Genomic DNA, 16,002 nt, shown 5'->3' with positions numbered 1-16,002 from the left:
ACTTATGACAAAAATGGCGAAGGATGTTGAAGGAGGAGAGGTACGTCGTCCCTACAACATTAGAGAAAGAAAGGAAAAGGATGCTGCTTATCGGTCCTTGATCCGCGCTGAACTGGCGGACGAACTGTATGATAAGATTGTGAACATCATCGTTGCTCAGAAGAAGTACAAAGATCCTGACTATTCTGCCAAGGAGCTGGCGTCGGACTTGAAGACCAATACCCGCTACCTGTCAGCAGTCATCAACTCACGCTTCGGTATGAACTACTCATGTCTGGTCAATGAATACCGCATCCGTGAAGCGGCGCACCTGTTGATTGACCGGCGTTATCTGGACAAGAACGTGGAAGAAATCAGTACGATGGTAGGCTTTGCCAACCGTCAGTCGTTCTATGCCGCATTCTATAAGTTGAAAGGGGAGACTCCCCGCAACTATAGGCGGAGACATCTGGAGAAGAACAGCAAGTAACTTCACACGATAGCTTGAAATTGGGAAGGTTGTCTGGAAAGTCTGCTTTGACGTTGGGCTAGGGAAGGGGAGGGGACTCCTGCTTCCTGAATTGAGAGAATGGGTGCCCGGACGCTGAAGCGCTTTGCAGACAACCTTCATTTGTTGATACCATGAATTCAAAATAATAGTGATTATGAAGAAAAGAATGATGCAAATGGCTATGACTACAATGTTATTGACAGCTTGTGGCACGGCAAATAAGGAGGCTGTGCCGGCTGACGATTTTAAGTACACCGTGGAGCAGTTTGCCGACTTGCAGATTCTGCGTTACAAGGTGAAGGACTTTGACAAGCTCACCTTGAAGCAGAAAGAGCTGGTCTACTACCTGTCGCAGGCTGCCCTCGAAGGTCGGGACATCCTGTACGACCAGAATGGCAAATACAACCTGACCATCCGCAAGATGCTGGAGACGGTCTACACCGACTATCAGGGAGACCGGGCGGACAGTAACTTCGTCAACATGGAGACTTACCTGAAACGGATGTGGTTCTCCAACGGTATCCATCATCACTATGCAACCGACAAGTTTGTGCCGGGCTTCACGCAGGAGTTCTTCCGGGAAGCACTGAAGGGAGTCGATGCAGCCAAACTTCCGTTGGCGGAAGGACAGACCGTGGACCAGTTGTGCGACGAGGTGTTCCCCGTCATCTTCGATCCGGATGTGATGAAGAAACGGGTCAATCAGGCTGATGGCGAAGACCTGATACTCACGTCCGCCTGCAACTATTACGAAGGCGTGACTCAGGCTGAAGCCGAGGCGTTCTATAATAAGATGAAGAACCCTGCCGATACCATGCCGGTGATGTTCGGCATGAACAGCCGCCTGGTGAAGGAGAACGGCAAAATCCATGAAAAGGTCTGGAAGGTCGGAGGACTGTATGGCAAGGCTATCGAACGCATCGTCTACTGGTTGCGCAAAGCCGAGACCGTAGCGGAGGATGACCAGCAGAAGGCTGTCATCGACAAGCTGATTGCGTTCTATACCACCGGAGACCTGAAGACGTTTGACGAGTACTCCATCCTGTGGGTGAACGAGCAGAATGCCAAGGTGGACTTTGTTAACGGCTTCATCGAAAGCTATGGAGACCCTCTCGGACTGAAGGCAAGCTGGGAGTCCATCGTAAACTTCAAGGATGAAGAGGCGACCAAGCGGACCGAAACACTGAGTGCCAACGCCAAGTGGTTTGAGGAACACTCGCCGGTAGACAACCGCTTCAAGAAGGATACCGTGAACGGCATTACCGCCAAGGTCATCACGGCAGCCATCCTGGGCGGCGACCTCTATCCGTCGACAGCCATCGGAATCAACCTGCCCAACTCCAACTGGATCCGCAGTGTACACGGTTCGAAGTCGGTGACCATCGGAAACCTGACCGATGCCTACAACAAGGCTGCCCACGGCAACGGGTTCAACGAGGAGTTTGTGTACAGCGACACCGAGCGCGCCTTGCTCGACAAGTATGCCGACCTGACCAACGACCTGCATACCGACTTGCACGAATGCCTGGGACACGGTTCGGGACAATTGTTGCCGGGTGTTGACCAGGATGCCCTGAAAGCATACGGGTCGACTATCGAGGAGGCACGTGCCGACCTCTTCGGTCTGTATTACCTGCCTGATGCCAAGATGGTGGAACTGGGACTGACTCCGGATGCGGAAGCCTACAAGGCGGAATATTACACCTACATGATGAACGGACTCATGACGCAGCTCGTGCGCATCGAACCGGGAAACAACGTGGAGGAAGCACACATGCGCAACCGTCAGCTGATCGCTCGCTGGGCCTTCGAAAACGGCAAGGCGGACAACGTGGTGGAACTGGTGAAGAAGGACGGAAAAACCTATGTAAAGGTGAACGACTATGAGAAGTTGCGTGCCCTCTTCGGCAAGCTCCTGGGAGAAATCCAACGCATCAAGTCGGAAGGTGACTTCGATGCAGCCCGCAACCTCGTGGAGACGTATGCCGTGAAGGTAGACCCTGAGTTGCACAAGGAGGTGCTTGCCCGCTATGAGAAACTTCACCTGGCTCCTTATAAGGGCTTTGTCAATCCGGTATACACACCGGTGACCGACAAGGACGGCAACATCACCGACGTGAAGATTTCCTATGAGGAAGGTTATGCCGAGCAGATGTTGCGCTACAGCAAGGAATATGCCAACCTGCCTTACCGCAACGAATAAAGGAGTATACCCATGATGGATTTGCAAGAAACACTGAAGGACATCAAGACCCAGTTCCGCATGGGAATGAACGGTGTCACTTCGAAAAGCATGCGCGACAAGGGGCTGGACTACAAACTCAACTTCGGTGTGGAAGTCCCCCGGCTGAAAGAGATCGCCGCCCGCTATGCGAAAGACCATCAGCTGGCGCAGGCTCTCTGGAAAGAGAACATCCGCGAATCGAAGATACTGGCAGCCATGCTCCAGCCCGTCGACACCTTCTATCCCGAGATTGCGGAGATATGGGTGGAGGACATGCACTATCCCGATCTGGCGGAACTGACCTGTCAGCACCTGTTCCAGTATCTGCCCTACGCTTCCGAAAAGGCGTTCGAGTGGATTGCCGACGAACGTGAATACTTTGCAGCCTGCGGTTACCTGATTCTGGCACGTCTGTTTACCCGTCACCAGGCACTCAGCGAACGTTCGGCAAACGAGTATCTCGATCAGGTGGTTGCCGCACTTCAGTCCGGCACACCTTTCGTCCGCCGGTGTGCCTACGCTTCGCTGCTGAAATACGTACAGCAAGGGCAGGATGCAGGCAAAAAGGCCCTGGCAGCCCTGGCACCCCTGCAAGAGTCAGCCGATGAGACGCTGCGCAACCTTTATGAGGAAGTAAAACTTGAGACGGAGGGTTGAACTGCCGTCTGCATGACCTGACATATTCCGGCGAGCCGATGAAGGAGGACAGTACCGCTCCGTCCCTCTTTCGGCTCGCCGGCTTGTCTTTCCGACGGACGATTCCGTCTTTTTTGCATCCGTCCCTTTCAAATATTCACAGGTTTCTTTTCTGTTTCAGCGAAAAGGCGTAATTTTGCGCGTAAACCCTATGAGTTTGTTAAGACGTGGACAATGTAAAAGATAGAGTCAAACAACTGTTTACCGAGTATCTTCGTGTCAATAAGCATCGCAAGACACCCGAGCGTTTTGCCATACTCGATGCTATCTATTCCATTGACGGACATTTTGACATCGAAACCCTCTACGGCATCATGCTGAGCAAGGAGAACTTCCGTGTCAGCCGTGCCACGCTTTATAACACCATCGTGCTGCTTCTCGACGCCAAGCTGCTCATCAAACATGCTTTCGGCAACACTGCCCAATACGAGAAGTCGTTCAATATCGAGACCCACCACCACCTTATTTGTACCACTTGCGGACGAGTGTCTGAATTCCAGGACGAGGACCTGCAGACCCACATTGCACAGATGGACCTGAAGAAGTTCCAGATGTCGCACTATTCGCTCTATATCTATGGGACATGCGGACGGTGTGCGGCTGCGGCGCGACGGAGGAAAAAACAAACCCCGGATAAGAAATGACACAACATACTATAAAAAACAAAAAGATCATGAAAGTAGACGTCTTGCTAGGACTCCAATGGGGAGACGAAGGCAAAGGTAAAGTTGTCGACGTGCTGACCCCGAACTATGACGTAGTAGCTCGTTTCCAAGGCGGACCGAATGCCGGTCATACGCTTGAGTTTGAAGGACAGAAATATGTGCTCCGCTCCATTCCCTCCGGAATCTTCCAGGGTGACAAGGTGAACATCATCGGCAACGGTGTGGTGCTCGACCCGGCCCTCTTCAAGGCGGAAGCCGAGGCGCTCGAAGCGTCGGGACACGACCTGAAGGAACGCCTTCACATTTCAAAGAAAGCCCATCTCATATTGCCTACCCACCGCATTCTCGATGCTGCCTATGAGGCTGCCAAGGGAGCTGCCAAGGTGGGAACCACCGGAAAGGGTATCGGACCGACCTACACCGACAAGGTGAGCCGGAACGGATTGCGCGTGGGGGACATCCTGCATGATTTCGAGAAGAAGTATGCAGCAGCCAAGGCACGTCACGAGCAGATTCTCAAGAGCCTGAACTATGAGTACGACATCACCCAGCTGGAAAAGGAATGGATGGAAGGTATCGAATACCTGAAGCGTTTCCACCTGGTGGACAGCGAGCATGAAATCAACAACCTCTTGAAAGACGGGAAGTCAGTGCTTTGTGAAGGAGCACAGGGAACGATGCTCGATGTGGACTTCGGTTCCTATCCTTTCGTGACTTCCTCCAATACGGTGTGTGCAGGCGCCTGCACGGGTCTCGGTGTGGCTCCGAACAAAATCGGCGAAGTCTTCGGCATCATGAAAGCCTATTGTACCCGCGTGGGCAGCGGTCCGTTCCCTACGGAGCTGTTTGACGAGACGGGAAAGACCATCCGTGCCATCGGTCACGAATATGGCGCCGTGACCGGACGTGAACGTCGTTGCGGCTGGATTGACCTGGTTGCCTTGAAGTATGCCATCATGGTCAACGGGGTGACCCAGCTCATCATGATGAAGAGCGATGTGCTCGACGGATTCGACACCGTGAAGGCATGCGTGGCCTACAAGGTGAACGGCGAAGAAATCGATTACTTCCCCTATGACATCAACGAGGGTATCGAGCCGGTCTATGTGGAGATGCCGGGATGGAAGACCGACATGACGAAGATGACCAGTGAAGACGAGTTCCCCGAGGAATTCAATGCCTACATGTCGTTCCTGGAGTCGGAACTGGAGACACCCATCAAGATTGTCTCCGTGGGTCCTGACCGCGAACAGACCATCGTACGTTATACGGAAAAAGACTGAACCGCTCACGATGGAGGGTAGCAACCGGGTGCTTGCTGACACCGGCTGTGCCCCGTCGGTGCGGATACCAAGAAACGAAGACACGGAGGAAACAGGGGAAGCCCGGGTTTCATTCCGTGTCTTTTACTTTTTTTACTAAAACATTCCCAAAAAGCCTCTGTATAAATGGCAGTTCCTGCCTGAATTCCTATCTTTGGCATATCGTTTGCTTTTCCTTAAACAGATTAACCATTAAACACATAGAAACATTATGATTGGATATTGGATATTGTTTGGTGCCATTGCCGTCATCAGTTACCTGGTGCAGGCAAATTTGAAGAACAAGTTTGAACGCTACTCGAAGATTCCCACCGAGAACGGAATGACCGGGCGCGAGATTGCCTTGAAGATGCTTCACGACAACGGCATCTATGACGTGCAGGTGACTCATACGCCAGGCATGTTGACCGACCACTATAATCCGATGAACAAGACGGTCAACCTCAGTGAAGGCGTCTATGCCAGCAACAGTGTGGCTGCCGCTGCGGTGGCTGCCCATGAATGTGGACACGCCGTGCAGCATGCCCGCGCCTATGCTCCGTTGCGGCTGCGTTCGGCATTGGTACCCATCGTGCAGTTCTCGTCAGGCATCGTACCTTGGATTCTGCTCATCGGCATGCTCACCATTCAGGTGTTTCATGGGCTGATGCTGTTGGGTATCATCCTGTTTGCCATGACGACGCTGTTCAGCTTTGTCACCCTTCCGGTGGAGATTGACGCCAGCCGACGTGCCTTGGCATGGCTCAACAGTGCCGGCATCACGACTGTCCGCACTCACGACAAGGCTACGGATGCATTGCGGTCTGCCGCTTATACCTACGTCATAGCCGCACTCAGCTCGCTTGCCACATTACTTTATTACGTGATGATTTACCTGGGTGGACGTCGCGAATAAGTCCTCCCTGATACAGACTTTGATACAGGAAGCTGTTTTGAATCCTTGCCTGTTTGCGTCCCGGAGACGGATGCAGGAGGAAGGGGATTCAAAACGGCTTTTTTATTTCCTGTTCCGTCAGAGAGACCGAATCGCGTGCAATGATGTCCTTGGCAGGACCGGTCACCTGGATGACGGGACGGATCTGTTCGGCTTCAGCTTCCGTGATAAGTCCCTTTTTTGCCAATCGGTCGGCAATGAGGTGGTAGTAGCCGGAGAGATTCTCACGCAGGTTGCCTTCCGCATCAAACGAACTGCGGAAGTGCTTGGGCTTGGGGACGATGGATGCCAGGAAGATGGCTTCTTCCGTACTGAGTTCGGAGGGACGCTTGTTGAAGTAGAAGTGTGAAGCCTCGGCGGCTCCGTAGACCAGCGGTCCCCATTCGATGATGTTCATGTAGACTTCATACATACGCTCCTTCGAGGTCAGCCCCTGGTTTTCGATGAGCCACACGATGAGTGCTTCCTCCAGCTTGCGGGTGATGTTCTTCTGACGGTTGAGAAACACATTCTTCACCAGTTGCATGCTGATGGTGCTGCCTCCTCGGGCGAACTTCCGCTTCTTCAAGTCCTCGATGAGCGCCTCGCGCAGGGCATCGATCAGGAAGCCGCGGTGGTAGAAGAAGGCCCCGTCTTCACTCTGCATCACTGCCATTTGCAGCAAGGGGGAGATTTGGCTGAGGGGTGTGAAGTGCTCCCACGACGGACCGATGGGGAAGGTGCGGACAGGACGTCCGTTCTCGTAAGCCGTGTATTCGAACTCGCCGTTCATCTTGCTCAGGTTGGCGTTGCCGTAACGGACGATGCGGAAATTCTTCTTTTGCAGCTCCGACTCCAGCTTCAGGCTGTCAAGGCAGGCAAAGTCGACGTCGAGCAATCCGCGGTACGCCAGTTCACCTTCCGTCTGGATGCCGTCGAGGGTGTCAAAGAGTCCTTTGGGCAGGGAGCCGAAGAGGTCCTGCGAGGGGAACCACGGACGGTTGACCGATGCCCGGACATGCCACCGTTCCAGGGGCGAGAGCCGTGTGTCGGACCGATGGGTGAGGCAGAGGTAGGGATGGAACGTCAGCCGGTTGAAACGCACGGTGCTGGTACTGTCCAGCTCGATGTCCTGCGGACGGAAGTTCAGGCGGCAGTCCAGTGTGCCGCGGTCGAGGCGGACGGTATCAGGCGACAGGGCCGGATGGAACACCTGCAATCCGGCGACGTGTGTCCGTCCGTTGAGTTGCGTGAGGCTGCTTCCGCCACTTGTCTCCGTCAGTTGGCAGGTCAGGGTGTCGAGCCGGATGTCTGCCCCGATGCGGCGTTGCAGGTAGGGCAGTCGCAGAGGCTGGCGTCCGTCAGCTGACAGACAGACGTCGATGTTGCGTTCCGAGGGGGACAGCTGTCCGCTCAAGGTCCATTGCTGGGTGGGGAGGGAGTCTTCCGTGATGGAGAGGTGAGTCCGGAAGCGGTTGTTTTCGATGAGCAGTTCGGGCAGACGGAGGGTGACACCGTGGGTGTTGTGCCGTTCGCGGATGCAGACGTTGCTGATGCGTCCGTTGTCGGGTACCCGTCCGTAGAGCCAGCTCAGGAGTGTGTGCATGCGGGTGGCATAGTTGGCTGTCCGGTCGGACGATTCCTGTGTGCCGCTGTCGGTTCCACGGAAGAGGAAGTCATAGTTGGCGGTGGAGTCGTTCTTCAACAGGTTGGTAGACAGTCCGTCCAGGGTGACTGTCTTGACCCATATCTCTCCTTGGATGAGTTCCCACAAGCTGAGTTTCAGGTCGAGCTGTTGCAGGGTGAGCAGGGTGTCGCGTCCGTCAGGGACGACCGTCAAGCCACGGAGACAGACCGTGTTGAGCCCTTCGAGACCCAGCGATTGGTAGCCGACGTGCAGACCGTAGTGCTGTTCCAGAGCAGAGATGTGTTGTCCTGCCATACGTCGGAGGAAGGAATCCTTGGCGGCAAAGAGCACACCGACGCCAATCACGATTGCCGCTCCGGCTATCCCGGCAGCAATCTTCCAATGTCGTTGAAGCATGTTTGTTTCTATACGTTTTGCGGCTGCAAAAGTAGTCTAAAGCAAGGACTTGGACGAATGATTGGGAGGGAAATCGAATATTTTGCCTACCTTTGCGCAAACAACGAACATCTATGAATGCATTAGCCCTCATCGACAAATACTATCCCGTTGAAAACGAGTTGAAACACATCCTGTTGGTACATAGCCGTTCGGTGGCAGACAAGGCGTTGCAGGTGGCGGACCGCCATCCCGAGCTTCTGTTGGACCGCCAATTCCTGGAAGAAGCTTCCCTGCTTCATGACATCGGTATTTTCCTGACGCATGCCCCCGGTATCTGTTGCCTGGGTGACAAGCCCTACATCTGCCACGGTTCGTTGGGAGCGGACCTGGTGCGTGCCGAGGGGTTTCCCCGCCATGCTTTGGTATGCGAACGCCATACCGGAACCGGACTCTCGCTGGAGCAGATCGTGCGCGAGCAGTTGCCCGTTCCCCATCGTGACATGCTCCCCGTCAGCCTGGAGGAGCAGGTCATCTGCTTTGCCGATAAATTCTTCTCAAAGACCCATTTGGACCGGGAGAAAAGCGTAGAAAAAGTCTTACGTAGCCTGGCTCCTTTCGGGGAGGAAGGAGTGGAGCGTTTCAAGGGGTGGTGCGAGCGCTTTCTTTAACACCTAAAAATCAATAAAATTAGAAGCTCTCATTTCTTACCATTGGTGGATAATATGTAATTTTGCCGACCAACTGTAATAAGGGATTGATGAAATCGTTAAGAAACTGTTTATATATACCTCTTCTGTTTATCGTGATGCTGTCGCTCGTTCCGCAGAGTACGGATGCGCAGCGTCGGCGTTCCAAGGGAAATCCGACTTTCGACTCGCTGGTCACCGACTCCCTGTCGCTGCCGAAAGATTCGCTGTTGCTCGATTCGCTGGCTGTCGATACACTGAAGACAGATACCACTGCCAAGAAGAAGGATGCCCTCGAAGCGCCTGTCACTTTCTCTTCGACAGACTCCACGGTCATGACAGCCGTCGACGGCTTTGCCCGCATGTATGGCAATGCGAAAATCAATTACCAGACCATTGAGCTGACTGCCGCCGTTGTGGCGATGAACATGGACAGCAGCATTGTCCACGCCAACGGAGTGAAGGACACCATGGGAACCATCCAGGGCAAACCGGTGTTCAAGGACGGCGAGACTCCTTATGAGTCGGAGAAGATGAGCTACAACTTCAAGTCGAAGCGCGGTTTCATCAACAACATCACCACCGAACAGGGGGAAGGATACATCACCAGCGAGAGTGCCAAGAAGGGCAACGACGAGGAGTACTACATGGAGCACGGACGCTACACCACGTGCGACGACCACGAGCATCCGCACTTCTACCTGGCATTGAGCCGTGCGAAAGTCCGTCCGAAGAAGAATGTCGTGTTCGGACCAGCCTGGCTGGTGCTGGCGGACGTTCCCCTTCCGCTTGCCATCCCCTTCGGTTTCTTCCCGTTCAGCAGCAGCTATTCGTCAGGTTTCCTCATGCCGAGCTACGGTGACGAGTCGACCCGTGGTTTCTACCTGCGTGACGGTGGTTACTATTTTGCCATCAACGACAACATTGACCTGCGGCTCACCGGAGGTATCTATACCAAAGGTTCCTGGGAGGCGAATGCAGCGTCAACCTATAACAAGCGCTACCGCTATTCCGGTAACTTCAGCTTCAACTATCAGGACATCAAGACGGGTGACAAGGGAATGCCCGACTACACGGAGACACGGAGCTTCCGCCTGCAATGGACGCACCGCCAGGATGCGAAGGCAAACCCGAACTCCAACTTCTCGGCGAGCATCAACTATTCGTCGACCAGCTATGACCGGAACAACCTCAACAGCCTCTATGACCCCAGCCTGTATGCACAGAGCACCAAGACTTCGAGTGTGAGCTATTCGCGCACGTTCCCCGACATCGGTCTGACGCTGTCGAGCACCTTCAACGTTTCGCAGAGTACGCGAGACTCCACCGTGTCGCTGACCTTGCCCGACCTGAACATCAACCTCAACCGTATCTTCCCCTTCAAGCGGAAGAAGGCGGCAGGCTCGGAACGTTGGTATGAGAAAATCTCCATCCAGTATACAGGACAGATCAGCAACACCATCACGGCGAAGGAAGACTACATCCTGAAGTCAAACCTCGCACGTGACTGGCGCAACGGATGGCAGCACCGCATCCCCATCCAGGCGACTTTCTCCCTGTTCAACTACATCAACATCACTCCGTCGTTCAACTATACCGAACGGTGGTACCTGTCGAAAATCAAGCGTTCGTGGGACCCGCAGACGCAGACGGTGGTGCGCGACACCATCAACGGCTTCAACCGTGTCTACAACTATGACTTCAGTATCTCGGCAAACACGAAGCTCTACGGTTTCTACAAGCCGTCGCCTAAAATCTTCGGCGACAAGATTGAGATGATCCGCCACGTCTTCACGCCGAGTGTCAGCTACAGCATGTCGCCGGACTTCAGCAAGTCGCGCTACGGCTTCTATGATACCTATACTTATACGGACGAGAACGGTGAGGTTTACACCCAGAAATACTCCTATTATGAAGGTATGCTTTACGGAACGGCTCCGCAAGGCAAGACGGGCAACATCAACTTCTCGTTGTCAAACAACCTGGAGATGAAGGTAAAGTCTGACAAGGACTCTACGGGTGTGAAGAAAATCAGCCTGATTGATGAGTTCCGCGTCGGCATGTCCTACAACCTCGCCGCTAAGGAAAAGCCATGGAGCGACATGGACATCAGCCTGCGTCTGAAGTTGTCGAAGAGCAAGACCTTCAACCTCTCTGCCAGCTTTGCTACTTATGCCTACGAGTTCAACGACCGCGGCCAGGTGGTGGAGGGCAACCGTACGGAGTGGTCCTACGGACGTTTCGGACGCTTCTCGGGCATGAGCCAGAACTTCTCATATACCTTTGACAACAACACGTGGAAGAAGTGGTTCGGTAAGGACGATGAGGACACGAAGACCAATGAAGATACGGAGAATGAGGACGATGAAGAGTTCACCGACCTGGAGGAACGCGAGGAACAGCGCAACAAGAAGAAGACGAAAGTGAGTGCCGAGGTGGATGATGACGGCTACCTGAAGTTCAGCATGCCCTGGTCGCTCACGGTCTCCTACGGTATCACGATGAGTGAGGATCGCTCAAAGCCCATCAATGTGAAGACGATGCGCTATCCCTACCGTTTCACGCAGAACCTGAACTTCTCAGGTAACCTCAAGCTGTCCGAAGGATGGAACGTGAACTTCTCCAGCGGTTACGACTTTGAAGCGAAAGAAATATCCATGTCGACCGTCAACATCACCCGCGACCTTCACTGCTTCAGCATGAGCTGTGGTCTGGTGTTCGGACGTTACCAGTCCTACAACTTCACCATCAGTGCCAATGCCAGCATGCTGAAGGACGCCCTGAAGTGGGACAAGCGAAGCAGCTACAGCAGCAACGTCGAGTGGTACTAGACCCGTTGACGGATTCCTGAAAAAAAACGAGTTGACAAGGATTGGAAAGGCATGACATCCGCTCAGGTGCCTTCCTCCTTGTCAACTCGTTTTTTTTTGTCTGTTTTTCTCGTCCGCTGTCAGAACCACTACCAGTCGATAGGAGTTTGTCCGTGTGCCCGGAGGTAGTCGTTGGTCAGGCTGAAGTGATGGTTGCCGAAGAAACCGTTGTGTGCCGACAGAGGAGAGGGATGTGCCGAGGTCAGTACCAGGTGACGGGAGCGGTCAATGAAAGCTCCCTTTTTCTGAGCGTATGCACCCCAGAGGATGAACACAAGGTGTTCCCGTTCGTTGTTGAGGGCACGGATTGCAGCGTCGGTAAATTCTTCCCAGCCACGGCGTTGGTGGGAGCCGGCTGCATGGGCGCGTACAGTCAGGGTGGCATTGAGCATCAGTACACCCTGTTCCGCCCAACGTGTCAGGTTGCCGCTGGTCGGTATGGGCTTGCCCAAGTCAGCTTGTATTTCCTTGAAAATGTTTTGCAGGGAGGGCGGGAAGGCAATCCCGTCGTTTACCGAGAAGCACAGTCCGTGAGCCTGTCCCGGACCGTGATAGGGGTCTTGTCCGATGATGACCACTTTCACCCGGTCAAAAGGACAGAGGTTGAAAGCATTGAAGATTAGCCGTCCCGGAGGATAGACCGTGGTGTGTGCATATTCGTTGCGTACGAAGTCGGTCAGCTGCACAAAATAATCCTTCTCAAATTCAGGAGCCAGGTGTTTCTTCCAGCTCTCTTCTATCTGTACATTCATGAGTCTGCTTGTTGGTTGGCTGCAAACTTACGAATAAATGCTGAGATACGGAAGTGGAACCGGGTATCCCACTTCCGTTATCTTTGTACGTCTGCCTGTGGATTCCGGTGCATCAAACGGACGGATTCAACCCAAATCGGTCATTCGACCGCTCCAGGTTCAAATCAGGGGAATGTGGAGCTTGGCACACGCTTCGCGCATCTCTTCGGGCCAGATGCTTGCCTGGATTTCGCCGATGTGTGCCTTGCGGAGATATATCATGCAGAGTCTGGACTGTCCGATGCCGCCTCCGATGCTGAGTGGCAGTGAACCTTCGAGCAGCCGGCGGTGGAAATAGAGCTCCTTGCGTTCCTCTTTCCCCGACAGGGTCAGCTGACGGAGCAAGGTCTCCCGGTCCACACGGATACCCATGGAGGAAACCTCAATGGGGCAGTCCAGGATGTCATGCCACACGAGGAGGTCACCGTTCAGTCCCAGGAACCCGTCGCTGTTGGGAGTCGTGTAGTCATCGTAGTCGGGAGCACGCAGGTCATGAGGCTGTCCGTCACCCAGATTGCCACCGATGCCCATGATGAAGACCGTTCGGTGCTGGCGGGTGATGAGGCTCTCGCGCTCTTTCGGTGTCTTGTCCGGATAGAGGCGGCGCAGTTCCTCGGAATGGATGAAGAAGATGTCCGGAGCCAGGAACGGTTCGATTTGCGGATACTGTTCACACACCATGTATTCCGTGCGTAGCATGGCAGCATAGATGTGGCGTACGATGTTTTTCAGGAAGTCCAGGTTGCGGTCGTCTGCCGTGATGACCCGTTCCCAGTCCCATTGGTCAACATAGAGCGAATGCAGGTTGCCCAGTGATTCGTCGGCACGGATGGCATTCATGTCCGTATAGATGCCATATCCCGGAGCTATCCGGTAGTCTGCCAGCGTTACCCGTTTCCATTTCGCCAACGAGTGGACCACCTCGGCACGTGCGTCGCCCAAGTCCTTGATGGGAAAGCTCACGGCACGCTCGATGCCGCTCAGGTCGTCATTCAATCCCGTACCTTGGAGGACAAAGAGAGGAGCGGTGACCCTTCGCAGGCGGAGTTCCGAGGACAGGTTCTGCTGGAAGAACTCCTTCACTTTTTTAATTCCCAGTTCGGTTTGTTTCAAGTCGAGCAGCGGCTTGTAGCTTTTCGGTTCAATCAAATAACTCATCTGTTGTTTTTGGTTTCTCTTTACTTGGTAATTGTATTTTTACTTATCTCGTTTCTTTTTGATGGGCAAATATAGATAATAGTTTTTATTTTGATAGTATATTCCCGATATAAATGACGTTTAGAAAATGAAAAAGAAGAACGTCCGGCATAAAAAAGTCAGCCAGAGTTAGGAAGATTCTGCATTATTTGTTACTTTTGCACCGATTTGAAAAGAATCTGTCTCCGTAGTTCAATGGATAGAATATTGGATTCCGGTTCCAACGATTGGGGTTCGACTCCCCACGGGGATACACAGAAGGACTTGTTGTCACAGACAGCAGGTCCTTTTTTTGGTTGGTGTCAATCGTTCCAATTGGCAATGTCTATCGGGTAGATGTCCAACAAACAAAAATGTAGGGGTGTGGATGTTTCTGAATTATGTTTTGACAAAATGTCAAACGAAGGGTTCTACAATGTTCTTTCTCGCACCAAAATACGATTTGGTGGATTTCGTGGCATTCTCAGACGATTCGCAAAATACAGATTGTTGCTGTATGGAGAATTTTCTTTCCTTTCTGAGTGTATTATTGGGGAGGAAGGCGACTTTTGTCATTCATACTATTCGAGTAGACCTCTTTTTATCACCTTCCGATTTGTTGACAGCACCTTTCTTCTAGAGAGTGAAACTCGCTTCTTTTTACTTCCATTTTCCAAAGATTTGACTTCTGGGCATGAAACAAAAGTGTTTGGGAGGTGAAACTATATTGTTTGACGCGTCAAACTATATTGTTTGGCTCGCGAAACAATATTGTTCCGGGCACGTTTTGTCTGTTTTTCGAAAACGAAATGTATAGTTTTCTAAAATCAAAGGCCTTTTTCGGGCATTCCGTTTGCAATCATTCACGTTTCGTCTCCAGATTATCGGACTTTCGAAAAGGACGAGTTAGCTGAAAAGGGCGTATCGGGTGATTCTGTCAAGCAGATGAGGGAAAATCGTGTCTTTCTGCTTTCGGGTCCGCTGTCTGCTACCTCTTGAACGGCAGTTCCAGTTGCCGCCAGACCCCCTTTCTGTCTTCCTGCGGGTTGGAGACAGAGAGACCGATGAGGCGGACGGCATGATGTTCGCAGTCGACCTCCTTCAGGAGCTGTTTGGCGAGGGGGAGGATATCTTGCAGGCTGACGAGAGGTTGCACCGTGCTCTGGCTGCGGGTGATTTGTGTGAAGTCGTGGAACTTGATTTTCAGCGTCAGGGTGTTGCCGCGGAAGTTGTGGCGTTTCAGTCGCTCCACCAGTTCGGTGGTCACGTGATACAGTTCGATGATGAGCGAGGTCCGCGAGGTGAGGTCGCGCTCCAACGTATGTTCGCAGCCCAGGGATTTGCGGATGCGTATGACCTCCACCGGACGTTCGTCAATGCCTCGGGCGAAGTCATGATAGAGTTGTCCTGCCTTGCCGAAATAGTGTGTGAGCATCTCCAGCGAACAGGCACGCAGGTCCTTCCCCGTATGGATGAACAGTTCGTGCATCTTTTTTGCCGTCACCTTGCCCACGCCCCAGAAAGCCTCCACCGGAAGGTGGTCGATGAAGTCCTGCGCCTGGTCGGGGTGGATGGTGCACAGTCCGTCCGGCTTGCGGTAGTCCGAGGCAACCTTGGCGAGGAACTTGTTGTACGATACACCGGCGGATGCCACCAGGTGCAGCTCCTCCCGGATGCGCCGTTTGATTTCCTTGGCAATGTCCACTGCCAGTTCCATCCCCTTCTTGTTCTCCGTCACATCCAGGAACGCCTCGTCGATGGACAGCGGTTCGATGAGGTCCGTGTATTCCGCAAAGATGTCGCGTATCTGCTCCGACACCTTCTTGTAGACCTCCATCCGTCCCGGTACGAAAATCAGTTCCGGGCACAGCTTGCGTGCACGGGTCGATGCCATGGCAGAGCGGACGCCAAACTTGCGTGCCTCATAGCTTGCCGCCGCCACAACACCCCGTTCTTCTTCGCGTCCTACGGCAATCGGTTTGCCGCGCAGCTCCGGGTTGTCGCGCTGTTCAATGGAGGCATAGAAGGCGTCCATGTCGATGTGGATGATTTTGCGTAAGGTCATGGGGTTGTCCGGTAAATCGTGAGCGAAAATAGTGAAAAAAGCTTGGCACGTTCTTTCCTTTTAATTATCTTTTGCACG

Annotated in this window: 12 protein-coding genes and 1 tRNA gene; 9 read left to right on the top strand and 4 right to left on the bottom strand. The window is 53.2% G+C overall.

Translation table 11 applies throughout. The features are described from left to right. Positions 1-13: 13 nt before the first annotated feature. The 6 genes from M3087_RS05890 to M3087_RS05865 all read left to right on the top strand — a co-directional run bounded on the left by M3087_RS05890 (position 14) and on the right by M3087_RS05865 (position 6,292). Entirely contained in the window at positions 14-469 is a 456-nt protein-coding gene (locus tag M3087_RS05890; RefSeq protein ID WP_369861041.1) for a helix-turn-helix domain-containing protein, read from the top strand. Between the two features lie 175 nt (positions 470-644). Further along, on the top strand, positions 645-2,693 hold the full coding sequence (locus M3087_RS05885; RefSeq protein WP_249094355.1) for a dipeptidyl peptidase 3: 2,049 nt from the start codon (positions 645-647) through the stop codon (positions 2,691-2,693). Positions 2,694-2,708: 15 nt separating this feature from the next. Beyond that, the gene (locus tag M3087_RS05880) at positions 2,709-3,371 is read left to right on the top strand and encodes a DNA alkylation repair protein (protein ID WP_317236692.1); all 663 of its coding nucleotides are present in this window, start codon (positions 2,709-2,711) and stop codon (positions 3,369-3,371) included. Between the two features lie 206 nt (positions 3,372-3,577). Continuing rightward, positions 3,578-4,054 carry a Fur family transcriptional regulator gene (locus M3087_RS05875; protein ID WP_022385134.1) on the top strand — a complete coding sequence of 159 codons (477 nt, stop codon included), beginning with the start codon at positions 3,578-3,580 and terminating at the stop codon, positions 4,052-4,054. Between the two features lie 29 nt (positions 4,055-4,083). Further along, a complete protein-coding gene (locus M3087_RS05870; RefSeq protein WP_022385135.1) occupies positions 4,084-5,358 on the top strand; it encodes an adenylosuccinate synthase in 1,275 nt (424 codons plus the stop codon). A gap of 250 nt (positions 5,359-5,608) precedes the next feature. After that, the gene (locus M3087_RS05865) at positions 5,609-6,292 is read left to right on the top strand and encodes a zinc metallopeptidase (protein ID WP_249094350.1); all 684 of its coding nucleotides are present in this window, start codon (positions 5,609-5,611) and stop codon (positions 6,290-6,292) included. 88 nt (positions 6,293-6,380) lie between these two features. On the opposite strand, the gene M3087_RS05860 is transcribed toward M3087_RS05865, so the two are convergent. Further along, positions 6,381-8,354: a transglycosylase domain-containing protein gene (locus M3087_RS05860; protein ID WP_249094347.1), complete on the bottom strand. Its 1,974-nt coding sequence runs from the start codon at positions 8,352-8,354 to the stop codon at positions 6,381-6,383. A gap of 113 nt (positions 8,355-8,467) precedes the next feature. Between M3087_RS05860 and M3087_RS05855 the strand changes: the two genes are divergently transcribed. Together M3087_RS05855 and M3087_RS05850 are read left to right on the top strand one after the other, a co-directional pair. Continuing rightward, on the top strand, positions 8,468-9,004 hold the full coding sequence (locus M3087_RS05855) for an HD domain-containing protein (protein ID WP_249094344.1): 537 nt from the start codon (positions 8,468-8,470) through the stop codon (positions 9,002-9,004). An 89-nt stretch (positions 9,005-9,093) separates the two neighbouring features. Then, positions 9,094-11,853 carry a putative LPS assembly protein LptD gene (locus M3087_RS05850; protein WP_249094340.1) on the top strand — a complete coding sequence of 920 codons (2,760 nt, stop codon included), beginning with the start codon at positions 9,094-9,096 and terminating at the stop codon, positions 11,851-11,853. Between the two features lie 128 nt (positions 11,854-11,981). Here M3087_RS05850 and ung read toward each other — a convergent pair whose 3' ends face one another. Together ung and asnA are read right to left on the bottom strand one after the other, a co-directional pair. Next, on the bottom strand, positions 11,982-12,644 hold the full coding sequence (ung, locus tag M3087_RS05845; RefSeq protein ID WP_106484502.1) for a uracil-DNA glycosylase: 663 nt from the start codon (positions 12,642-12,644) through the stop codon (positions 11,982-11,984). A 159-nt stretch (positions 12,645-12,803) separates the two neighbouring features. Then, entirely contained in the window at positions 12,804-13,841 is a 1,038-nt protein-coding gene (gene asnA, locus M3087_RS05840) for an aspartate--ammonia ligase (protein ID WP_022385141.1), read from the bottom strand. Between the two features lie 220 nt (positions 13,842-14,061). On the opposite strand from asnA, the gene M3087_RS05835 reads away from it, so the two are divergent. Beyond that, positions 14,062-14,133: transfer RNA gene (locus M3087_RS05835), tRNA-Arg, on the top strand. Between the two features lie 714 nt (positions 14,134-14,847). On the opposite strand, the gene dinB is transcribed toward M3087_RS05835, so the two are convergent. Then, positions 14,848-15,924, bottom strand: a complete 1,077-nt coding sequence (dinB, locus tag M3087_RS05830; RefSeq protein ID WP_249094335.1) for a DNA polymerase IV — start codon at positions 15,922-15,924, stop codon at positions 14,848-14,850. Positions 15,925-16,002 lie beyond the last annotated feature (78 nt).

Source organism: Mediterranea sp. ET5, from assembly GCF_023337025.1.
Lineage (GTDB): Bacteria > Bacteroidota > Bacteroidia > Bacteroidales > Bacteroidaceae > Phocaeicola_A.
Note: the sequence above shows the minus strand (reverse complement) of the source record. Positions and strands in the feature narration are given on the sequence as shown.